At 64.6% G+C, this 22,168-nt stretch carries 22 protein-coding genes; 4 read left to right on the forward strand and 18 right to left on the reverse strand.

Annotation, left to right across the window (positions count from 1 at the left end; translation table 11 throughout):
• Positions 1–47: 47 nt before the first annotated feature.
• Entirely contained in the window at positions 48–779 is a 732-nt protein-coding gene (locus DN824_RS05325) for a VC0807 family protein (RefSeq protein ID WP_138407310.1), read from the forward strand.
• Positions 780–827: 48 nt separating this feature from the next.
• Here the strand turns inward: DN824_RS05325 and DN824_RS22800 are convergent, their stop codons facing one another.
• The gene (locus tag DN824_RS22800) at positions 828–953 is read right to left on the reverse strand and encodes a small membrane protein YohP (protein WP_282097001.1); all 126 of its coding nucleotides are present in this window, start codon (positions 951–953) and stop codon (positions 828–830) included.
• A gap of 153 nt (positions 954–1,106) precedes the next feature.
• The gene (rfbD, locus tag DN824_RS05335) at positions 1,107–2,030 is read right to left on the reverse strand and encodes a dTDP-4-dehydrorhamnose reductase (RefSeq protein WP_138407311.1); all 924 of its coding nucleotides are present in this window, start codon (positions 2,028–2,030) and stop codon (positions 1,107–1,109) included.
• 464 nt (positions 2,031–2,494) lie between these two features.
• Here rfbD and osmE point away from each other — a divergent pair, with 464 nt between their 5' ends.
• The 3 genes from osmE to DN824_RS05350 all read left to right on the forward strand — a co-directional run bounded on the left by osmE (position 2,495) and on the right by DN824_RS05350 (position 4,073).
• Complete coding sequence (gene osmE / locus DN824_RS05340; RefSeq protein WP_138407312.1) at positions 2,495–2,833, forward strand: osmotically-inducible lipoprotein OsmE; 339 nt, start codon at positions 2,495–2,497, stop codon at positions 2,831–2,833.
• A 42-nt stretch (positions 2,834–2,875) separates the two neighbouring features.
• Entirely contained in the window at positions 2,876–3,274 is a 399-nt protein-coding gene (locus DN824_RS05345) for a Rho termination factor N-terminal domain-containing protein (RefSeq protein ID WP_138407313.1), read from the forward strand.
• 265 nt (positions 3,275–3,539) lie between these two features.
• Positions 3,540–4,073 (forward strand): ferritin-like domain-containing protein, encoded by a 534-nt coding sequence (locus DN824_RS05350; protein ID WP_138407314.1) that lies wholly within the window; start codon positions 3,540–3,542, stop codon positions 4,071–4,073.
• A gap of 81 nt (positions 4,074–4,154) precedes the next feature.
• Here DN824_RS05350 and lpxC read toward each other — a convergent pair whose 3' ends face one another.
• The 16 genes from lpxC to mraZ all read right to left on the reverse strand — a co-directional run bounded on the left by lpxC (position 4,155) and on the right by mraZ (position 21,897).
• Positions 4,155–5,066: a UDP-3-O-acyl-N-acetylglucosamine deacetylase gene (lpxC, locus tag DN824_RS05355; protein ID WP_138407315.1), complete on the reverse strand. Its 912-nt coding sequence runs from the start codon at positions 5,064–5,066 to the stop codon at positions 4,155–4,157.
• 112 nt (positions 5,067–5,178) lie between these two features.
• Positions 5,179–6,366, reverse strand: coding sequence for a cell division protein FtsZ (gene ftsZ, locus DN824_RS05360; RefSeq protein ID WP_138407316.1), 1,188 nt, complete (start codon positions 6,364–6,366; stop codon positions 5,179–5,181).
• A gap of 48 nt (positions 6,367–6,414) precedes the next feature.
• Positions 6,415–7,662 (reverse strand): cell division protein FtsA, encoded by a 1,248-nt coding sequence (gene ftsA / locus DN824_RS05365; protein ID WP_138407317.1) that lies wholly within the window; start codon positions 7,660–7,662, stop codon positions 6,415–6,417.
• A 13-nt stretch (positions 7,663–7,675) separates the two neighbouring features.
• On the reverse strand, positions 7,676–8,533 hold the full coding sequence (locus DN824_RS05370; RefSeq protein WP_138407318.1) for a cell division protein FtsQ/DivIB: 858 nt from the start codon (positions 8,531–8,533) through the stop codon (positions 7,676–7,678).
• 3 nt (positions 8,534–8,536) lie between these two features.
• Positions 8,537–9,484 (reverse strand): D-alanine--D-alanine ligase, encoded by a 948-nt coding sequence (locus DN824_RS05375; RefSeq protein WP_138407319.1) that lies wholly within the window; start codon positions 9,482–9,484, stop codon positions 8,537–8,539.
• A complete protein-coding gene (murC, locus tag DN824_RS05380; RefSeq protein ID WP_138407320.1) occupies positions 9,481–10,941 on the reverse strand; it encodes a UDP-N-acetylmuramate--L-alanine ligase in 1,461 nt (486 codons plus the stop codon). Before murC ends, DN824_RS05375 begins: the two co-directional genes overlap by 4 nt.
• Complete coding sequence (gene murG, locus DN824_RS05385) at positions 10,934–12,004, reverse strand: undecaprenyldiphospho-muramoylpentapeptide beta-N-acetylglucosaminyltransferase (RefSeq protein WP_138407321.1); 1,071 nt, start codon at positions 12,002–12,004, stop codon at positions 10,934–10,936. Before murG ends, murC begins: the two co-directional genes overlap by 8 nt.
• A complete protein-coding gene (gene ftsW, locus DN824_RS05390) occupies positions 11,994–13,223 on the reverse strand; it encodes a putative lipid II flippase FtsW (protein ID WP_138407322.1) in 1,230 nt (409 codons plus the stop codon). Before ftsW ends, murG begins: the two co-directional genes overlap by 11 nt.
• Complete coding sequence (murD, locus tag DN824_RS05395; RefSeq protein ID WP_138407323.1) at positions 13,223–14,566, reverse strand: UDP-N-acetylmuramoyl-L-alanine--D-glutamate ligase; 1,344 nt, start codon at positions 14,564–14,566, stop codon at positions 13,223–13,225. Before murD ends, ftsW begins: the two co-directional genes overlap by 1 nt.
• A gap of 6 nt (positions 14,567–14,572) precedes the next feature.
• The gene (mraY, locus tag DN824_RS05400; RefSeq protein WP_138407324.1) at positions 14,573–15,655 is read right to left on the reverse strand and encodes a phospho-N-acetylmuramoyl-pentapeptide-transferase; all 1,083 of its coding nucleotides are present in this window, start codon (positions 15,653–15,655) and stop codon (positions 14,573–14,575) included.
• The gene (locus DN824_RS05405; RefSeq protein ID WP_138407325.1) at positions 15,655–17,031 is read right to left on the reverse strand and encodes a UDP-N-acetylmuramoyl-tripeptide--D-alanyl-D-alanine ligase; all 1,377 of its coding nucleotides are present in this window, start codon (positions 17,029–17,031) and stop codon (positions 15,655–15,657) included. Before DN824_RS05405 ends, mraY begins: the two co-directional genes overlap by 1 nt.
• On the reverse strand, positions 17,024–18,487 hold the full coding sequence (locus DN824_RS05410) for a UDP-N-acetylmuramoyl-L-alanyl-D-glutamate--2,6-diaminopimelate ligase (protein WP_138407326.1): 1,464 nt from the start codon (positions 18,485–18,487) through the stop codon (positions 17,024–17,026). Before DN824_RS05410 ends, DN824_RS05405 begins: the two co-directional genes overlap by 8 nt.
• Positions 18,487–20,211, reverse strand: coding sequence for a peptidoglycan D,D-transpeptidase FtsI family protein (locus tag DN824_RS05415; protein ID WP_138407416.1), 1,725 nt, complete (start codon positions 20,209–20,211; stop codon positions 18,487–18,489). Before DN824_RS05415 ends, DN824_RS05410 begins: the two co-directional genes overlap by 1 nt.
• Complete coding sequence (gene ftsL / locus DN824_RS05420; RefSeq protein ID WP_138407327.1) at positions 20,211–20,501, reverse strand: cell division protein FtsL; 291 nt, start codon at positions 20,499–20,501, stop codon at positions 20,211–20,213. Before ftsL ends, DN824_RS05415 begins: the two co-directional genes overlap by 1 nt.
• Positions 20,498–21,445 (reverse strand): 16S rRNA (cytosine(1402)-N(4))-methyltransferase RsmH, encoded by a 948-nt coding sequence (gene rsmH / locus DN824_RS05425; RefSeq protein ID WP_138407328.1) that lies wholly within the window; start codon positions 21,443–21,445, stop codon positions 20,498–20,500. Before rsmH ends, ftsL begins: the two co-directional genes overlap by 4 nt.
• Positions 21,442–21,897 (reverse strand): division/cell wall cluster transcriptional repressor MraZ, encoded by a 456-nt coding sequence (mraZ, locus tag DN824_RS05430; protein WP_138407329.1) that lies wholly within the window; start codon positions 21,895–21,897, stop codon positions 21,442–21,444. The genes rsmH and mraZ overlap by 4 nt, the downstream gene beginning before the upstream one ends.
• Positions 21,898–22,168 lie beyond the last annotated feature (271 nt).

Raw genomic sequence — 22,168 nt, forward strand, 5'->3', positions numbered from 1 at the left:
CGGGTCTCGCAGGCGATCATGCCCCTCCAGCCAACTCCCTTGATGATATGACTGACACTCAGAACGCCCCTGCTCAACACAAGCCCCGCCCGCTCATCGACCTGGCGGTCAGCATCCTGATCCCCTCGCTCATCCTGATGAAACTCAGCGGCGAAGAACGGCTCGGCCCGGACGGCGCGCTGCTGCTGGCCCTCGCCTTTCCCCTGGGTTGGGGAGCGCTGGAACTGATCAAGTACCGCAAGTTCAACTGGATCGCCCTGCTCGGGCTGGTCAGCGTGCTGCTGACCGGCGGCATCGGCCTGTTGAAGCTCGACCCGCAGTGGCTGGCCATCAAGGAAGCGACGATCCCCGGCATCCTCGGCATCGTCGTGCTGGCCTCGACCCGTACGCGCTACCCGCTGATCCGCACCATGCTCTACAACCCCAAGGTGCTCAACGTCGACAAGATCCACCAGCAACTGGAGCGCAACGGCCAGGTCGAGCACTTCGAGACACGCCTGCAGCGCGCCACCTACTGGCTCAGCGGCACCTTCTTCTTCTCGTCGTTCATGAATTACGTCCTGGCCAAGTGGATCGTTCACAGCCCGGCGGGCAGCGAAGCATTCAACGAGGAGCTGGGGCGCATGACGCTGCTCAGTTATCCGATGATCGCGATTCCGAGCATGATGATGATGATGGGGATCTTCTACTATCTCTGGCGAACCATTCACGGCCTCACCGGACTCGGCCTCGAAGAGATCATGGCGACATCGTCGACGAAGGAGCCGTCCCAGGGCTGAGGGGTACAGCGCCATGACTTCAGGGAGAAGCCGTGGCGCAGCGCAAGGTCAGAAGATCAGCTTGAAGATGCCGATGACCACGATGAGCCCGATGATGAAAATGATGCCTGCGGTACCGCCGATGAATTTCAGCATGGTGTTCTCCCGGTAATGAAAGGGGTAATTTTCAGACACCCCCTCCCCCCATCCGTTCGCCGGCCTCCAGGCAAGGCGGCCGTCTCCCCCCTCACGGCGCATCCGCCGCGCCCGTCCCGCATACCCTTCGAGCGCGCAGGCAAGCAGGCTTCCGAGCGGTCATCGGCCAGGCTTCTTCGCGAGTAGAACGTCTCAGGCGCGCGCCCGCTGCTCCATCTGTCGAGCACTGCGCTCGACCTGGGCAAGGTGGTCGATCACCTCGGTCAGCTCGTCGCGCCAATCGCGCGTCGGCAGGCCGAAGGTGGACTCGAAACGTGTGCAGTCGAGCACCGACCATAGAGGCCGTTGCGCCGGCGTCGGATATTCGCGGGTGGGAATGGCGAACACTGTCGGTCGAGTCTCCAACAGGCCTTGCGCCTGCGCCTGCTGAAAGATCTCGACGGCAAAGTCGTACCAGGAGCAGGGAGAACGCCCACTGTAGTGGTAAAGCCCCCAGGGCAGGTCGCCCTGGAGCTTGTAGCGGCGCGCCAGCTCTAGCAGCGTGTCGGCAATGCTGCTGGCCTTGGTCGGACACCCGAACTGGTCGCAGACCACCGAGAGCTCGTCACGCTGGGCGCCGACCCGCAGCATGGTCTTGACGAAGTTGTTGCCGTGAATGCCGTACACCCAGCTCGTTCGCAGGATCACATGCCTGTCCAGGCGCTCCTGGATCACGGTTTCACCGGCCAGCTTGCTCGCACCGTAGACCCCGGTCGGCCCGGTCTTGTCGGTTTCCCGATACGGCGCCTTCGCTTCGCCCGAAAAGACGTAATCGGTGGAGATGTGCAGCAAGGCGATGCCGTGCTTCTGGGCGACCGCCGCGAGGTTGCCCGGACCGTCGCGATTGACGGCGTCAGCGAGCGCCTGCTCCTTCTCGGCGCCATCCACGTTGGTGTATGCGGCCGAATTGATGATCAGTTCCGGCCGGTAGCGCAACACCGCCTGCTCCACCTGATCGGCCTGGGTAATGTCGAGCTGGCTACGGTCGAGGCTGATGGCCTCCAGACCGAACGCCGGCGCGCGGTTGATGATGTCCCGTCCAACCTGCCCTTTGGCGCCACATACAAGGATCTTCATTTCTACCTCAAGTGAATCAGTGAGCGCCGAAGCCATCGCCTGGACGCTATCAAACAGGCCGCTCGTGCGGCGGCTCAAGGCTCAACTCCGGGCCTTCGCGCAACGGATAACCGACACCGTATGAACAGGCCACTCCCTCGGCAGGCAAGAAGGGTCTTCGGAGCAATGCCCGGTTCAGGCCAATTGCAAAGGGTTTTGTTCCCGAGGGGAACCCTTAATTGCGTCCATTTCTCATCAACGAACCGGCAAAAGACCCTAATGATGGCCAACTACCAGCACATTGAGCGCAGTTTGCCGACAATATCGGACATGATCAATTCAAAGTAGCTCGTTTTAAGCCGCCTTGAAAAACACCGGAAGAATCCCGGCCTCCGCCTCGCAGTGTTTCTAATTCTTTCCAAAAGTGAAACTCATTGACCTTTGCACGGCCCAATCTACAAACCCGTCATTGAAGGAAAGTACGCATGATCAAGGCTACTGCTTCGCTAATCACGATTGCCCTTCTCGCCGGTTGCGCCGGCCATGTTCAGAACCCGGTCGATCGCGTGACCTTCCGCGATGAGCCGCTGGTCAAGGACGTGCGTGACGGCATGACCCGCGCCGAGGTCCTGACACTGGGCGGAGAGCCGTCGGCCACCAGCGACAGGGTCGCCAGTCCGGGCACCTGCAATGACTACATCCTCAGCCACAAGGGCGACCAGCAACCCTACTTCGTCAGCTTCGATGCCAATGGACGCGTCGATGGCAAGGGCTTCCTGACCTGCAGGCAGATGGACGAAAACCAGCGCGCACGTCGCCTGTAAGGCGCTGCGCCCTACCAGCCACCCAGATGGGAGGTACACGTCATGCCTCAAGGCGACAAGAGCAAATACACCGAGAAACAGAAGCGCAAGGCCGAGCACATCGAAGAGAGCTACGAAAGCAAGGGCGTTTCCGAGAAGGAGGCCGAAGCCCGTGCCTGGGCGACGGTGAACAAGCAGTCGGGCGGTGGCGAACGTCAGGGCGGTTCGGGACAGAAGAAGTCTTCGACCACCAAACGGGCCGAGCGCAAGGATTCGGCCCACCGCGCGGCACAGGCGCGCAAAGGCGACTCCCCGAACAAGGGCTCGGCCCGCAGCGGCAAATCCGGCAGCACTGCGCTCAGCGACATGACCCGCGACGAGCTGATGAAGAAGGCCAGGGAACGGGACATCTCCGGTCGATCGAAGATGCGCAAGGACGAGCTGATCCGCGCCTTGAGCTGAGGAACGTTCGTGCAACGTCCAGAACCCGATCCGCGTGACGACGGCTCGCCAGGGCCCGGACACATTCCCTCCAGGGAAGAGCCCGGCGAGCCGGCCCCCATCGAGGAGCCGAACGATCCACCGGCGTCCGGCACGGATCGACCCGGCTAAACTTTCGCTACGCCCGTCGATCAGAGTAGCGAGCCGGGGATTTCCGTGACCTCGGCATCCAACAGGCAGCGGACAGCCCTTCGGCGCCGCTACGCCATATCAAGGGAGACGCCTGATGAGCTATGTGCAACTGAGCGACAAGAACACGCTGCGTGAGCGCGCGCGCCAGCATGTCGAGAACGGAGCGGTGACCGAAAGCTACTCGGCCGACCGCGAAACCGTGATCAATCTGCTGAACGAAGCGCTGGCGACCGAGCTGGTCTGCTACCTGCGCTACAAGCGCCACTACTACATGGCGACCGGCCTCAAATCCAGCGTCGCCGCCGACGAGTTCCTCGAGCACGCCAACGAGGAGCAGGAGCATGCCGACCGCCTGGCCGAACGCATCGTCCAGCTGGGCGGAGAGCCGGACTTCAACCCCGACAACCTGACCGAGCGCGCCCATGCCCAGTATGCCGAGGGCAACGGCCTGCGCGACATGGTGTTCGAGAATCTGGTCGCCGAGCGCATCGCCATCGACAGCTACCGCGAGATCGTCCAGTACATCGGCGACAAGGACCCGACCACCCGCCGTATCTTCGAAGACATCCTGGCTCAGGAAGAAGAACACGCCGACGACCTGGCCGGCTTGCTGGACGGAATGAACTGACCTGGGCATTGCCGGAATCGCAATGATTCCGGCAAAAAAAAGGCCACCCGAAGGTGGCCTCTAAAGAAAGGAGAGTATTGCTCAGCCGGCCGCAACCGGGCGCATGTAGGAGATCGGTGCGGTCTGCGGATCATCGAAGGTAACCACTTCCCACGCATCCTCTTGGGCCATCAGGGTGCGCAACAGGCGGTTGTTCAATGCATGTCCGGATTTAAAGCCGCGGAATTCGCCGATCAGGCTATTGCCCAGAAGATACAGATCACCAATCGCATCGAGAATCTTGTGCTTGACGAACTCGTCCTCGTACCGCAGGCCGTCTTCGTTCAACACGCCGTTTTCATCGACGACGATGGCGTTTTCCACGCTGCCGCCAAGCGCCAGGTTGTGCGAGCGCAAGAACTCGATGTCGCGCATGAACCCGAAGGTACGCGCGCGGCTCACTTCCTTGACGAAGGACGTGCTCGAGAAATCCACGCTGGCCGTCTGCGTTCGACCATGGAAAACAGGGTGATCGAAATCGATCTCGAAACTGACCTTGAAGCCTTCGAAAGGCAGGAAGGTCGCGCGCTTGTCGCCATCCTCGACGGTGACTTCGCGCTTGATCCGAATGAACTTCTTGTGGGCGTCCTGCTCCTGGAGACCAGCTGATTGAATCAGGAACACAAAGGGCCCTGCACTACCGTCCATGATCGGCACTTCAGGCGCTGAAAGCTCGACGTAGGCGTTGTCGATTCCCAGGCCAGCCATTGCCGACAGCAGATGCTCCACCGTATCGACCTTCACTTCGCCGTTCACCAGCGTGGTCGACATGGTGGTTTCACCGACGTTCTCTGCCCGCGCGGCAATCTCCACCGGCGGATTGAGGTCGGTACGACAGAACACGATTCCCGTGTCCACAGGCGCCGGCTTAAGGGTGAGATAAACCTTCTCTCCCGAATGCAAACCGACGCCGGTGGCGCGAATGATGTTCTTCAATGTGCGTTGTCTGATCATGGCTTGGTCGCTAAGGCACTAGTTGCGAATGGTTTTCAACAAAACGAAGGCGATCATAGCAGATGCCTACTTTGCTGAACACCAATCAGCACCATCACTGTGATTGACTCCATCAATCAGCCTGACGACGCAGGAATGCCGGAATGTCCAGGTAATCCAGATCCTCCTGCGGGTTCATTTTCGCAGCGGTCGCAGCGCCATGAGCCTGGTTGCGCATCACGGTCGGACGCTCCAGATCACGATAGTTCACCGACGACTGCTCGGCACGCTGGGGCTGTGCCGCCGGGGCAGCCATGGCAGCGGTCTGAACGGTGTTGTCGACGACCTTGACCGGCTTTTCCATGCGCGGTCCGAGACCGGTGGCGACGACGGTCACGTGCAGTTCGTCGTGCATGTCGGCGTCGATCACGGCGCCGACCTTGACGGTCGCATGCTCGGAAGCGAACGCCTCGATGATTTCACCGACGGCGGCGTATTCGCCCAGGGACAGATCCAGGCCAGCCGTGATGTTCACCAGGATGCCGCGGGCGCCCTGCAGGTTCACGTCCTCGAGCAGCGGATTGCGGATCGCCGCCTCGGTGGCTTCGCGGGCGCGGTTCGGGCCGCTGGCGCAACCGGTACCCATCATCGCCATGCCCATTTCGCCCATGACCGTCTTCACGTCGGCGAAGTCGACGTTCATCAGGCCTGGACGCTGCATGATGTCGGAGATGCCGCGTACCGCACCGGCCAGCACGTCGTCGGCCTTGGCGAAAGCGGACAGCAGGCTCGCATCCTTGCCCAGGATGGTCAGCAGCTTCTCGTTGGGGATGGTGATCAGCGAGTCGACGCACTCGGACAGCGCGCGAATCCCCTCGTCGGCCACCTGCATGCGACGACGGCCTTCGAACGGGAACGGACGGGTGACCACGGCGACGGTGAGGATGCCCATTTCCTTGGCCACCGAAGCGATGATCGGCGCAGCGCCGGTACCGGTACCGCCACCCATGCCGGTGGTGATGAACACCATGTCGGCGCCCTGCAGGACTTCGGCGATACGCTCGCGGTCCTCCATGGCGGCCTGACGGCCGATTTCCGGATTGGTGCCGGCGCCGAGGCCCTTGGTGATAGCCGAACCCAGTTGCAGCACGGAACGGGCTTCGACCTTCTTCAGTGCCTGGGCATCGGTGTTGGCGCAGATGAACTCCACGCCTTCGACGCTGTTGCGCACCATGTGGTTGACGGCGTTGCCGCCGCCTCCGCCGACGCCGATGACCTTAATCACTGCGCTTTGCGGGGTATGATCTACGAGTTCGAACATTTCCCTCTCTCCTTTCAGCTTTCTAGTTTTGGTGTTGCGGTTGCACTGTCAGAAATTGCCCTGGACCCAGCTCTTGAGCCGTTCCAGAACGGATGGTTTTGATTCGTCGCTAAAATTGCCGAGGCCGGACAGGGGCACGCCGTCGGTCTGCTTTTGCAATCCGTACAGCAGCAGGCCCACGCCTGTGGAATAGATGGGGTTGCGCACTACGTCGGCCAGGCCCTTGACGTTCTGCGGTACGCCCAGGCGCACCGGCATGTGGAAGATTTCCTCGGCCAGCTCGACGGCACCTTCCATCTTGGAAGTACCGCCCGTGAGGACGATCCCTGCGGGGACCAGATCCTCGTAGCCGCTGCGACGCAGTTCGGCCTGGATAAGGGTGAAGAGCTCGTCGTAACGCGGCTCCACCACTTCGGCCAGGGCTTGGCGCGAGAGTTCCCGCGGCGGACGTTCTCCGACGCTCGGTACCTTGATGGTCTCCCCGGCACCCGCCAGCTTGGCCAGCGCGCACGCGTAGCGGACCTTGATCTCCTCGGCGTACTGCGTTGGCGTACGCAGCGCCATGGCGATGTCGTTGGTGACCTGGTCGCCGGCAATCGGGATCACCGCCGTATGGCGGATGGCGCCTTCGGTGAAGATGCAGATGTCGGTCGTACCTCCGCCGATGTCCACCAGGCAGACGCCCAGCTCCTTCTCGTCGTCGGTCAGGACCGCATGGGCCGAAGCCAGTTGCTCGAGGATGATGTCGTCGACTTCCAGGCCGCAGCGGCGCACGCATTTCTCGATGTTCTGCGCCGCGTTCACCGCGCAGGTCACCACGTGCACCTTGGCTTCCAGGCGCACGCCGGACATGCCGAGAGGCTCGCGTACACCCTCCTGGTTATCGATCACGTAGTCCTGGGGCAGCGTGTGCAATACGCGCTGGTCGGACGGAATGGCGACTGCCTGGGCGGCGTCGAGTACCCGCTCCAGATCCGCAGTGCTGACCTCGCGATCGCGAATGGCGACGATGCCGTGGGAATTCAGGCTGCGGATGTGGTTGCCGGCCAGGCCGACGAACGCCGAATGGATGCGGCAGCCCGCCATCAGCTGGGCTTCCTCGACGGCGCGCTGGATCGACTGCACGGTGGACTCGATGTTGACCACCACGCCCTTCTTCAGGCCACGGGACGGATGGGTACCGATGCCGACGATCTCGATCGAACCGTCCGGGGTCACCTCGCCCACCAGCGCCACCACCTTGGAGGTGCCGATGTCGAGGCCGACGATCATCTTGCCGCTTTGCACACTTGACATGTTTTTCCGTTCCTCAATTCTTTACCGCAACGGCAGTTTCCGTTGCGGCCGGGATGGGCTCGCGCCACGCCACGGCCAAGCCGTTGGGGTAGCGCAGGTCGATCCGCGCGATGTTCTCGCTCTGCTGCTTGAGCGCCGTGTCGTAAATGGTGATGAATCGACGCACCTTTTCCACGACGTGATCGCGACCCAGCAGAAGCTCTACCCCCTGCCCGGTCGTCAGGAACCAGCTTCCGCGTTCGCGCAGTTCCAGTCGGGTGATGGAGAAGCCCATCGGACGCAGCATCTGGCTAAGCATCTGGTACTGCTGCATTACCCGTTGCTGAGCGCGCTTCGGACCTTGGAGTTGTGGCAAGTGTTCGTAGTTGGCAAGTTCGTTGGGCGCAAAAGCCTCGCCCTTGTTATTGAGCAATGCCTCTTCGCCCCAGCGGGCGATCGGCAATTGTTCGTCCAGCCGCACCATTACCTGGTCGGGCCAGACGCGTCTCACTTCGGCGTGGGCAATCCAGGGCATCTGTTCAAGGTCGTGGCGCATGGCCTTGAGATCAACCGTGAAAAAGCTCGCTTCGACGAACGGCGCGATGCGGCGCTGGATCGCCTGCTGGCTGACGTAGCCGAGCTCGCCCTGGACGCTCACCTTGGCGATCGGCCGATCCGCATAGGGCAGCAGTATCTGGCTCAGCTCGTAGCCACCCACCGCCAGGCCGGCCAGCAGCACCGGCCACATGATCCGCTTGAGGCCGTTCAGGCTCGGCTTGGGCAGCCGGGCCGAAAGTGGCTCGCGCGCCACCAGCCGACTGGCACCGCGCGGCGCGGGTTTGCGCAGCGGGCTACGGCCGATCGGTTGAGTGTGACGCAGCATGGCGACCATGGATCAGCGCCCCGCCTCTAGGCTGGCGTCGAGAATCGACAGCACCAGCTGTTGGAAATCGAGCCCCGCCGCACGCGCGGCCATGGGCACCAGACTGTGATCGGTCATGCCCGGCACGGTGTTCACTTCGAGCAGCCAGAACTGGCCGCTTTCGGCATCCTGCATCACGTCCACCCGAGCCCAGCCACGTACGCCCACGGCATCGCTCGCCTGGGCGCAAAGCGACTTGAGCGCCTGCTCGCTGACCGCATCCAGCCCGCACGGAATGCGGTACTGGGTATCGGAAGCGAGGTACTTGGCGTCGTAGTCGTAAAAGGTGTGAGGTGTCCCGAGGCCAATGGGCGGCAGCACCTCGCCGCGCAGCAGCGCGACGGTGTATTCGGGTCCCTGGATCCACTGCTCGACCAGCACTTGCGAGTCGTAGGCACTGGCCGCACGCCAGGCAGCGATCAGCTCGGCGATGCCGCCCACCTTGGCCATGCCGATGCTCGAGCCTTCATGCGCCGGTTTGACGATCAACGGAAACCCGAGTGCCTGCGCCGCCTGATGGCAGTCGGCTTCGCTGGCGAGCGCGGCATGGCGAGGCGTCGGCAGGCCGAGGCTTTGCCAGACCTGCTTGGTACGCAACTTGTCCATCGCCAGAGCCGAGGCAAGGATGCCGCTGCCGGTGTAGGGGATCCCGGCGCATTCGAGCAGGCCCTGCATGCTGCCGTCTTCGCCGCCACGGCCGTGCAGGACGATGAAGGCACGGTCGATGCGCTCGCTGGCAAGGCGCTTGACGAAATCCTCGCCGACATCGATGCCGAAGGCGTCGACACCGGCATCCAGCAGTGCACCGAGCACAGCCTGGCCGGATTTCAGGGAAACCTCGCGCTCGGCGCTGATGCCACCGAACAGTACGGCGACACGACCGAAGTCGCGCACGTCGCGGGTCGAATGCAACGACGTCATTTTGCTTTCCTTGCGGCGCTGTCAGCCCCGCCAAACAAAGGGTTCTGGATCAGTTGCGGCGCGAGGCCGCCGATGTCCCCCGCGCCCTGGCAGAGGAGAATGTCGCCCGCGCGCAGCAGCGGCTTGACCAACGGGCCCAAGTCGACGCCACGCTCGATGTAGATGGGGTCGAGCTGGCCGCGCTGGCGAATGCTGTGGCACAGGTGGCGGCTGTCCGCCCCCGGGATCGGCTCCTCGCCGGCCGGATAGACTTCCATCAGCAGCAGCACATTCGCGTCGGCCAGCACCTGGACGAAATCCTCGTAGAGATCGCGGGTACGGGTGTAACGATGGGGCTGGTAGACCATCACCAGGCGCCGATCGGGCCAGCCGCCGCGGACGGCGCGGATCACCGCAGCCACTTCACGCGGATGATGTCCGTAGTCGTCGACCAGCATCACGCTGCCGCCTTCGACCTGCAGCTCGCCGTACACCTGGAAGCGGCGGCCAACGCCCTGGAAGGCGGACAGCCCCTGGGCGATGGCTTCGTCGTCGATGCCCTCGTCGGTGGCGATGGCGATGGTCGCCAGCGCGTTGAGGACGTTGTGATTGCCCGGCATGTTCACCGACACGTCGAGCGGCTCGTGGCCGTCGCGCAGCACGGTGAAATAGGTGCGCATGCCTTCCTGGCGGACATTGACCGCACGGACGTCGGCCCCTTCGCTGAAGCCATAGGTGGTCACCGGGCGGCCGACCTGGGGCAGTATCTCGCTGACCACCGGGTCGTCCACGCAGACGACCGCCAGCCCGTAGAACGGCAGGTTGTGCAGAAACTCGATGAAGGTCTTCTTCAGCTTGCCGAAATCGCCGCCGTAGGTGCTCATGTGATCGGCGTCGATGTTGGTCACCACGGCCACCATGGGCTGCAGGTGCAGGAAGCTCGCATCGCTTTCGTCAGCTTCGGCAATCAGGTAACGGCTGCTGCCGAGCTGGGCGTTGGTTCCGGCCGCGTTCAGCCGACCACCGATGACGAAGGTCGGGTCCAGGCCGCCGGCGGCGAACACCGAGGCCAGCAGGCTGGTGGTCGTGGTCTTGCCATGGGTGCCGGCAACGGCGATGCCGTGGCGGTAACGCATCAGCTCCGCCAGCATTTCGGCACGGGGTACCACCGGGATCCGCTGCTCGAGCGCCGTGGCCACTTCCGGGTTGGAGTCGTTCACCGCGCTGGACACCACCAGCACGTCGGCACCGGACACGTTGTCCGCCTGGTGGCCGATGAAGATGTGCGCGCCGAAGCTCTCGAGCCGCTCGGTCGCCGCCGACGCCCTGAGGTCGGAGCCGGAAACGTCATAACCGAGGTTCAGCAGGACTTCCGCGATGCCGCACATGCCGACGCCGCCGATGCCGACGAAATGGATGCGACGGATGCGGCGCATCCGGCGGATTTCGGCTTTTACCGCCGCGGGAGATTTAGCCACGAGCCACCTCCAGGCAAATGTCGACAACCGTGCGAGTCGCATCCGGTCGCGCCAGACGGCGCGCGGTGGCCCCCATGGCCTTTAGTTTTTCCGGCTGCATCATTACCTCGGTCAGCTGCGCGGCGAGCAGCGCCGCATCGGTCTTGGCTTGTGGAAGAAGGACGGCGGCGCCCTCGTTGGCCAGATACTGCGCATTGCGCGTCTGGTGGTCGTCGATCGCATGGGGCAGCGGAATGAGGAACGAAGGAAGCCCCGCCGCCGCCAGTTCGCTGACCGTCAGCGCGCCTGCGCGGCAGATCACCAGATCCGCCCAGGCATAGGCGCGCGCCATGTCCTTGATGAAAGGAGCCACCTGCGCCTCGACCGCGGCCTCGCGGTAGCGCTCGGTGGTCAGGTCCGCGTGCTGCTTGCCGGCCTGGTGGAAAACCTCGGGGCGCAGCTCCGGCGCCAGCATGGCGAGCGCGGCAGGCACCAGCTTGTTCAGCGGCTCTGCTCCCAGGCTGCCGCCCAGGACCAGCAAGCGCGGCCGACGGTCGTGCAGCGTCTGGCGCGGTGTTTCGAGAAACAGCTCCTCGCGTACCGGGTTGCCGGTGGTGCGGCGCTTGGCGCTGCTGGCGAAGGTGTCGGGGAAGGCTTCGCACACACGACGAGCCATCGGCACGAGGCTGCGATTGGCGGTACCGGCCACGGCGTTCTGCTCGTGAATGATCAGCGGCGCCCCGGCAAGCCTGGCGGCCAGGCCACCGGGGCCGGTGACATAGCCGCCCAGCCCCAGCACGCATACCGGCTCCAGCTGGCGCATCAGGCGGCGCGCCTGGAACAGCGAGCGCAGCAGCTGGAACGGCGCCTTGAGCAGCGACAGCGCGCCTTTGCCGCGCAGGCCGCTGACCGGAATCAGGTGCAGCGGCAGCCCCGCAGCCGGCACCAGTTCGTTCTCGATCCCACGAGGCGTGCCCAGCCAGTGGACCGAATAGCCGCGTGCCTGGAATTCCTTGGCGCACGCCAGCGCCGGGAACACGTGGCCCCCGGTGCCGCCCGCCATGATCAACACGTTACCGGCCATGGACGAGCCCCCCGGTCTTCGCGTCTTCGGGGAAATCGTCTTCGCTGAAGTCGGCGTCTTCGCTGCCAAGCACCGTGCGGCTTTCCCACTCGATGCGCAGCAGCAGCGCCATGCTCATGCAGGTCACCACCAGCGAGCTGCCGCCGTAACTGAGAAATGGCAACGTCAGGCCCTTGGTCGGCAGCAACCCGACGTTCACCCCGACGTTGATCAGGAACTGGCCGATCCAGAGGAATGCCAGGCCCCAGGCGACATAGGCGGCGAAGAACTGCTTGGCCTTTTCCGCCCACAGGCCGATGTACAGCGCGCGAACCCCGACGAAACCGAACAGCGCCACGGTCGCCAGGGCGCCGACCATGCCCAGCTCTTCGGCCAGTACCGAGAACACGAAATCGGTGTGCGCTTCGGGCAGGTAGAACTGCTTCTGAACGCTGTTGCCCAGCCCGACGCCGAACCATTCGCCGCGGCCGAAGGCGATCAGCGCCTGGGTCAGCTGGTAGCCGGCACCGTACTGGTCGGCCCAGGGGTCGGTGAAGGTGATCAGGCGTTGCAGGCGATATTCCTGGGTCTGCACGAGGACGAACACCGCCGCCACCGCCAGCACCACCATCAGGCCGAAACGGAACAGGCCGACACCGCCGAGGAACAGCATCGCCGCCGCCGCGCCCATCATCACCACGGTCGCGCCGAAGTCGGGCTCCATCAGCAGCAGGCCGGCCATCGGCAGCAGCACGACGAAAGGCTTGAAGAAACCAGCCCAGCTTTCGCGGACCTCTTCCTGACGCCGCACCAGATAGCCGGCGAGGTAGATCACCACGAACAGCTTGGCCAGTTCGGACGGCTGCACGTTGAAGGCGCCGAAACCGATCCAGCGCATCGACCCGTTCACCTCGCGGCCGATGCCGGGCACCAGCACCAGCACCAGCAGCACGAAGGCGCCGAGCAGCAGCATCCAGTCCAGGCGCTGCCAGTTGGCCAGGGGCACCAGCAGGACCAGACCCGCGACGCCCAGGCCGATCATCAGGTACACCAGGTGACGGATCATGTGATAGAGCGCATTGCCGGCGTTCACCGCGGCGACCTCCGACGAGGCCGAGGCGATCATCACCAGGCCCAGGCCGAGCAGTGCCAGGCAGCCGGCCAGCATCGGAAAATCGACGTCCATCAGGCCGCGACGGCTGAAAAGAGGCGATGGCGAATTGAGCAGGGACCGGAGCATCAGGCGAGCGCCTCCACCGCAGCGGCGAACAGGCGGCCGCGCTCTTCGAAATTCTTGAACATGTCGAGGCTGGCGCAGGCCGGCGACAGCAGCACCGCATCGCCCGGCTGCGCCTGTTCGGCGGCTTCGCGAACCGCCTCGTCCAGGGACTTCACGAAAACCGTGGTCACCGCGCCGTCGAGCGTCTCGGCAAGGCGTGCCGCATCGCGCCCGAGCAGGATCACGCAGCGGCAGAAGCGTGCGACCGGCGCCCGCAGCGCATTGAAGTCGGCGCCCTTGCCATCGCCGCCGGCGACCAGCACCAGCTTGCCTTCGATATCGGCGCCCAGCCCTTCGATGGCCGCCAGCGCCGCGCCGACATTGGTCGCCTTGGAGTCGTCGTAGTAGGAAACGCCGCGACATTCGCCGACCCACTGGCAACGGTGCGGCAGCCCGGTGAACGCACGCAGCGCTTGCAGCATGGGCTCGAACGGCAAGCCCACCGCATGGCCCAGCGCCAGGGCCGCCAGTGCGTTGGACTGGTTGTGGGCGCCGCGCATCTTCAGCTCGCGCACCGGCAACAGGGGCTCGAACTGGAACGCCAGGTACTTCTCGCCACCCTCTTCGACCAGGCCGAAGCCCTTCAAATCCGGGCGCCCGAGGCCGAACGACCAGAGCGGGATGTCTTCGCGAATCAGGGGGCGACTCAGTTGATCGTCGCGGTTGAACACCACCTGGCGCGCGCCGCGGAAGATCCGGTGCTTGGCCTGGTGGTAAGCCGGCAGGCCACTGTAGCGATCCATGTGGTCTTCGCTGATGTTGAGGCAGGTGGCGACCTCGGCGTCCAGCCGGTCGGTGGTCTCCAACTGGAAACTCGACAGCTCGATGACGTACAGCTCCACCGAATCGTCGAGCAGGTCCAGCGCGGGCGTGCCCAGGTTGCCGCCCACGGCGACGCGGCGCCCCGCAGCGGCTGCCATTTCACCCACCAGCGTGGTCACGGTGCTCTTGGCGTTGGAACCGGTGATGGCCACGATCGGCGCCCTGGCTTCACGGGCAAAGAGTTCGATGTCGCCGCTGATCTTCACGCCGCGCGCCGCGGCCTCCTGCAAGGCCGGCGTGCTCAGGGCTAGCCCGGGGCTGACCAGCAGTTCGCTGGCGCGGCAGAGGAATTCCACGTCCAGCTCGCCGCAGCGAACCTCGATCTGCGGATATTCGCTCCTCAGCGCCTGCAGCTCCGGCGGGTTCGCACGCGTATCGGCCACGGCAAAGGCAAGTCCCCGGCGCGCCAAGTGGCGAACCAGGGACATGCCGCTCTTGCCGAGACCGACAACGATGCGGAACTGGTCGGAAGCGATCAGCACTCTGGGTTACCTCAGCTTCAAGGTGGCAAGGCCGACCAGCACCAGGATCACGGTGATGATCCAGAACCGCACGATCACGCGTGGCTCGGGCCAGCCTTTGAGTTCGAAATGGTGGTGAATCGGCGCCATACGGAACACGCGCTTGCCGGTCAGCTTGAACGACGCGACCTGGATCATCACCGACAGGGTCTCCATGACGAAGACACCGCCCATGATGAACAGCACGATCTCCTGCCGGACGATCACGGCGATGGTGCCGAGCGCAGCGCCAAGGGCCAGCGCGCCGACGTCGCCCATGAAGACCTGCGCCGGGTACGTGTTGAACCAGAGGAAGCCAAGGCCCGCACCGATCAGCGCGCCACAGAACACGATCAACTCGCCGGCACCGGGCACGTTCGGGATCAACAGGTACTCGGAGAAGTTCGCGTTACCCGAGAGGTAGCAGAAGATGCCCAGCGCACCGCCGACCATCACCGTCGGCATGATCGCCAACCCGTCCAGACCGTCGGTGAGGTTGACCGCATTGCTCGAGCCGACGATGACGAAGTAGCTCAGCACGATGAACCCCAGGCCCAGCGGAATCTCAATGTTCTTCAGAAGCGGCATGATGAACGTCGTCTCGATCGGGTTCTGCGCCGTGGCATAAAGGAAGGCCGCCGCGCCCAGGCCGAAGACCGATTGCCAGAAGTACTTCCAGCGGCTCGGCAGGCCGCGGGAATTCTTCTCGATCACCTTGCGGTAGTCATCGACCCAGCCGATCGCGCCGAACAGCAGCGTCACCGCCAGCACGACCCAGACGTAGCGGTTCGACAGGTCGGCCCAGAGCAGCGTGGCGATCGTGATGGCGCTGAGGATCAGCGCACCGCCCATGGTCGGCGTGCCGGATTTGGACAGGTGCGATTGCGGGCCGTCGTTGCGCACGGCCTGGCCGATCTGGCGGATCTGCAGGGTCCGGATCAGCCACGGACCCATGCACAGCGACAGCACCAGCGCGGTGAGCACGCCGAGAATGCCGCGCAGGGTCAGGTACTGGAAAACCGAGAATCCCTTGTAGAACTGTTGCAGATACTCCGCGAGCAGCAGCAGCATCAGTGTTTCTCCCTGGCCTGAGGGCACAGGGCGGCGACGATCTTGTCCATCGCCGCGCTGCGCGAGCCTTTGATTAGTATGGTGGTGGTGCTGCCGCGCTCTGCCTGGAGCGCTTCGATCAGGCTGGCCTGATCGTCGAAATGCCGGCCGCCAGCGCCGAAGGCGGCCACCGCGTGGGTCATCAGCGGGCCGATGCCGTAGAGCGCGTCCACTTTCCCGGCGGCGTAGGCGCCGACCTCGCGGTGCCCTTCCTCGGCCCACTCGCCCAGCTCGCCCATATCACCGAGCGCCAGAATCTTGCGCCCGGAGAAGCCGGCCAGCACGTCCACCGCGGCGCACATGGAAGCCGGATTGGCGTTGTAGCTGTCGTCGATGACCCGCACGCCGTTGGCAGCGATCTGCGCCACGGCCCGCCCCTTGACCGGCTGCAGTTGCTCCAGACCGGCGACGATATGTTCCAGGCTCACGCCCAGGGCATGGGCTGCCGCAGCCGCCGCCAGGGCATTGGCCACGTTGTGGCGACCGAGCAGGTTCAACTGCACCCGCGCACGCCCCGTCGGACCGAACAGCATGAAGCTCGGGCAACCACGCAGGTCGTAGGCGATCGAACCGGGGTAGAAGTCGGCCAGCGCGCTTTCCAGGCCGAAGCTCAGCACCCGATGGCCCGCCGCACGCGTTTCCCAGACCGCATAGGCCTTGTCGTCACGGTTGAGAATGGCTACGCCGCCATCGCTCAACCCTTCGAGAATTTCGCCCTTGGCCTGGACGATCTTGTCCGGGCCGCCGAACTCGCCGACGTGGGCGGTTCCGGCATTGTTGATGATCGTGACGTGCGGACGAACCAGCCCGACCGTGTAGGCGATTTCGCCCAGACGCGATGCGCCCAGCTCGATCACCGCGGCGCGATGGTCGGGTGCGAGTTCGAGCAGCGTGAGCGGCACGCCCAGCTCGTTGTTCAGGTTGCCGCGCGTCGCCAGTACACCGGTCTCGCCAAAGCCCGCGCGCAGGATGCTGGCCAGCAGCTCCTTGACGCTGGTCTTGCCGCTCGAACCGGTGATGGCCGCGATCGGACCGTCGAAGCGGTCCCGATTGAGAGCGCCGAGCTGGCCCAGCGCAAGGCGTGTATCGGCCACCACCAGCTGCGGCAGCGCGGCGCCCTGGACTTCACGTTCAACCAGCGCGGCGACGGCGCCGCTGGCCGCCACCTGTTCGAGGTAGTCGTGGCCGTCGAAGCGCGGTCCGGTCAGCGCGACGAACAGCTGCCCGGGCTCGATCACGCGGCTGTCGGTGCTGACGGACGAAAACTGCACATCCTGACCGACCAGTCGTGCCGAAAGCGGCTGCGCCAGCTGACTCAAACGCATCTGCTCAAACATGGGCCGGCTCCCAGCTGTCGAGCGCCGTGCGCGCCTGCTCGAGGTCGGAGAAAGGCAGGCGCTCGCCGTTGATTTCCTGATAATCCTCGTGGCCCTTGCCGGCGAGCAGCACGACATCGTCCGCCGCGGCGCTGGCGATGATCTCGGCGATGGCCCGCTCCCGCCCCGGCACGAAGCGAACCGCGCCCGGCTGGGCGAAACCGGCACGGATATCCTCGAGGATCTGCGCCGGATCTTCGGTACGGGGGTTGTCGTCGGTGACCACGACCTGGTCGGCCAGGCGCTCGGCGACCTGCGCCATGAGCGGCCGCTTGCCGCTGTCACGGGCGCCACCGCAGCCGAACAGGCAGAGCAGCTTGCCGCGCGCGTGCGGACGCAGGGCGTCGAGAACTTTTTCCAGCGCGTCCGGCGTGTGTGCGTAGTCGACCACCACCAGCGGCTTTTCACCGCCGCCGACGCGCTGCATGCGCCCTTCCGGCCCTTGCAGCGCCGGCATGACCTTAAGGATCTCGTCGAGCGGGTAGTTCATTCCCAGCAGCGCACCCACCGCCGCGAGCACGTTGCTCAGGTTGAAGCGCCCCAGCAGCGGACTGCGCAGCGCGTATTCGCCCTGGGGCGTGACCAGCCGTGCATGGATGCCATCGTCCCCCAGCGTCGCCTCGGGGCAATACAAATAGGCGGAGGCGTCTTCGAGGCTGTAGCCAATGACGCGCGACTCGTGTGGCGTGCCCGCGAGCAGGCGGCCGAACGGATCGTCGAGATTGAGGACACGGCAGCGCAACCCCTGGAAGGCGAACAGCTGCGCCTTGGCTTCGCCGTAGGCCTGCATGCTGCCGTGATAATCAAGGTGGTCGCGCGACAGGTTGGTGAACACCGCGACGTCGAACTTCAGCGCCGCCACGCGGCCCTGGGCCAGCCCGTGGGACGAGACTTCCATCGCGACCGCGCGCGCTCCAGCCTTGCGCAGCGTGGCCAGGGTCGCCTGCACGCCAATCGCATCGGGGGTGGTGTGGCGCCCCTGCTCCAGCTGTCCATGGAAGCCGGTGCCCAGCGTGCCGATGATTCCGCAACGCTCGCCAAGCGCATCGAGCGCCTGGGCGACCAGCTGGCTGACGCTGGTCTTGCCGTTGGTGCCCGTCACTCCGACCATGTGCAGTCCACGGCTCGGCTCGCCATAGAAACGCCCGGCGATCGCCGACAGCTGTGCGCCGAGCTGACGGACCGGCACCAGCACGGCCCCTTCGACCTGCATCGGCTGAGCGCCTTCGGCCTCGTACGCGACGGCCGCCGCGCCGCGCGCGATCGCGTCGGCGATGTGCGAGCGCCCGTCCTGTTCCAGACCTGGCACCGCAAGGAACAGATCGCCCGGCAGCACCTTGCGGCTGTCGAGCGTGAGCTCGCGCACCAGAACGGCGCTGTCGGCCTGGATCAGCAACTGGTTGAGCGGCATGGGCATCAGCTCCGTCCTCCCTTGCGGTCGGTGGCGTCAGCGGTCTGTACCTCGGCGGGCAGATTGTCCGGCGCAACGTTCATCAGACGCAGCGCACCGGCCATGACCTTGCCGAACACCGGCGCCGAGACCAGGCCGCCGTAGTAGCCGACCTTGCTCGGCTCGTCGATGACCACGACCATGGCGATGCGCGGGTTGTTGGCTGGCGCGAAGCCCGCGAACAACGAGCGATAGGCGTGCTCGGTATAACCCTTTCTGCCGACGGTCGCCTTGCGCGCCGTGCCGCTCTTGCCTGCCACATGGTAGCCCGGTACCTGTGCGCGATGGGCGCCACCCGGCGCCTCGACGACTTGCACGAGCATGCCCTGGATGGTCTTGGCGATGTCTTCGGAGATGACCTGCGAACCTTCCGGCGCACGGTCGACCCGGACCATGGACAGAGGCACGTTACGCCCGTCGTTGGCCAGGGTGGAGAATGCGTGAACCAGCTGGACAGCGGTCACCGAAAGACCGTAGCCATAGGAAAGCGTGGCGGTTTCGGCCTTGCGCCAGTTGCGGTGATTGGGCAGGTTGCCGACGCGCTCGCCGGGGAATCCGAGCCCGGTATCCTGGCCGAGGCCGACCTGCTGCATCACGTTGTAGATGGCTTCGCCGCCGATATCGAAGGCGATCTTGCTCATGCCCACGTTGCTCGACTTGATCAGGATGCCGGTCAGGTCCAACGGCTCATCGCTTCGCGACACGTCGCGGATGGTGTACCTGCCGATCTGCAGCGAACCCGGGTGCACGTCGACCTTGTCGGTGGGCTTCCAGCGGCCGGTCGCCAGCGCCGCACTCATTGAAATAGGCTTCATGGTCGAGCCCGGCTCGAACACGTCGATCAGGGCGCGATTGCGCATGGCCGCCGGCTGCAGGTTGCGGCGATTGTTCGGGTTGTAGGTCGGCTGGTTGACCATCGCCAGCACTTCGCCCGTCTTGACGTCGACCATCGCCAGGCTGCCGGCCTTGGCGCCGAACTCGACCAGCGCGTTGCGCAACTCGCGGTGCGCCAGGTACTGCAGGCGAAGGTCGATCGAAAGCGCCAGCGGCTTGCCGGATTTGGCATTGCTGACCACCTGGACGTCGCGAATCAGCCGGCCACGGCGATCCTTGAGCACCTGGCGCTTGCCCGGCACGCCCGCCAGCCATTCGTTGTAGGCCAGCTCCATGCCTTCGCGGCCACGGTCGTCGATATCGGTGAAGCCGACCACGTGGGCCGCCACCTCACCGGCCGGATAGAAACGGCGGAACTCTTCCTGGGCGTAGACCCCCGGGATCTTGAGGTCGAGCACGGTCTGGCCCTGCTCGGGCGTCAGGCCACGCACCAGGTACATGAATTCACGGGCGGCCTGCTGTTCCAGCCGCTGGGCAAGCGCCTCAGGGCTCTGCCCCAGGGCCTGCGCGAGTTCCGGCCAGCGCGCACGCACCGCCTGCAGCTCCTTGGGATTGGCCCAGAGCGTGGTGACCGGCGTGCTGACCGCCAGTGGCTCGCCGTTACGATCGGTGATCAGGCCCCGGTGTGCCGGAATGGGGATATGCCGGACGCTGCGCGCATCGCCCTGGCCCTTGAGGAAACCCTGGTCGAACACCTGAAGTTCGACGATGCGCCAGACAATGGCACCGATCATCAGCGCCAGCAGCAGCAGCACCAGGCGGAAGCGCCAGGGATAGAGTGCGCCGTCGAGCTTCATCATGGCGCCACCAACTTCACTTCGGCCGGTTCGGGAATGCGCATCTTCAGCTGCTCGCTGGCCAGCGTCTCGATACGTCCATGGGCGGTCCAGGTGCTCTGCTCGAGAATCAGGCGGCCCCATTCGGCCTGCGCCTTGTCGCGCACGCTGAGCTCGGTGTAGAGCATGTTGAGCAACTGACGATTCCAGTGCGCGCTGTAGCTCACGCAGATCGCGGACAACAGCACGCCGACGAACAGCAGCAGCATCAGGAAGCGGCCCTTGGGCATGGTGCGCAACGACCGGTTCATCGCAGCTTCTCCGCGACACGCATCACCGCGCTGCGCGAGCGCGGATTGGCCTTGACCTCGGATTCGGAGGCGAACTGCGGTTTGCCGATGAGCTTGAGCCGCGGCTCGAACACCTTGGCGATCACCGGCAGATTGCGCGGCAACTGGTCGGCTTCGCCCTTGGCATAACGGCGCATGAACTGCTTGACGATGCGGTCTTCGAGCGAGTGGAAGCTGATCACCACCAGCCTGCCGCCTACTTCCAGCGCATCGAAAGCGGCCTGCAGACCGGCTTCGAGATCGCCAAGCTCGTTATTGATGTAGATGCGCAGCCCCTGAAAGGCCCGCGTCGCCGGATTCTTGCCTTTTTCCCAGGCCGGATTGGCGTCCGTCAGGACCTTGGCCAGGTCCGCGGTGCGCTCGAACGGACGCTCGGCGCGGCGCTGGACCACCGCGCGCGCCATGCGCTTGGCGAAACGCTCTTCCCCGTATTCCTTGAACACCCGGGCGATTTCATCTTCGCTGGCGCTGGCGATCCATTGCGCCGCGCTCACGCCGCGGGACGGGTCCATGCGCATGTCGAGCGGACCGTCATTGAGAAAGCTGAAACCGCGCTCCGGGTCGTCGAGCTGCGGCGACGACACGCCCAGGTCGAGCAGCACGCCATTGAGCGTCCCGCTCCAGCCACGCTGCGCCAGTTCGTCGCCAAGCTCGGCAAAGCTTCTCTGCACAACGACAAAGCGGCCGTCCTCGGCCGCCAGTGCTTGCCCCGTAGCGATCGCCTGCGGGTCTTTGTCGAAACCAAGCAAGCAGCCACCAGGCCCGAGCTGCCGCAGCAGCGCGCGGCTGTGTCCTCCGCGCCCGAAGGTGCCATCCACGTAGCGACCTTCCGGACGAACGGCCAGCGCCGCGACGGCTTCGTCGAGCAACACGGTGATATGGCGCAGGCTGCTTGTCTGGTTCACAGGATGAGATCACGCATTTCGTCCGGCAGACCGCCGGGTTGTTTGATGGCCGCCAGGTCCGCGTCGGATATCGCGTTCCAATCGTCCTCGTTCCACAGCTGAAACTTGTTGAGCTGGCCGACCAGCATGGCGCGCTTGTCCAGCCCGGCGTACTCGCGCAAACGCGGCGGCACGAGCACCCGGCCACTGCCGTCGAGCTCGATATCCACCGCATTGCCAATCAACAGGCGCTGCAGCCGCCGCGCCTCTTCACGCAACGAGGGCAACTCGCGCAACTTCGCCTCGATGACTTCCCATTCGGGCAGCGGATAAATGCAGAGGCAGCGATCCACGGCGTCGATCGTGACGATCAACTGGCCATCGCAACGCGAAACGAGCTCGTCACGATACCGGCTAGGCATCGCGAGCCGCCCTTTGGCGTCGAGACTGATGGCGTTTGCTCCGCGAAACACGGCTGCTTCCCCTGAATTCAGCTATCCATGCCCATTTTTATCCACTTCGTACCACTTTCTACCACCTGGGCACACTATAGGAATGCGCCCACCCCACCGTCAAGGCACGCTCAGCGGGAAAACCCTTACAGGACGGCCATTTAGCGAAGCGGTTGGAAACATTGGGGAAGCTCGCGAGGAGCGAAAAGGAGGGAATCTTCAGGCGAAGCGAGGAGTTAACAAGCACACTTAAAGTGACTTGTTAAGAATAAGACTTTTTAGGCATTAGAAA

Source organism: Stutzerimonas nosocomialis, from assembly GCF_005876855.1.
GTDB classification, from domain to species: Bacteria; Pseudomonadota; Gammaproteobacteria; order Pseudomonadales; family Pseudomonadaceae; genus Stutzerimonas; species Stutzerimonas nosocomialis.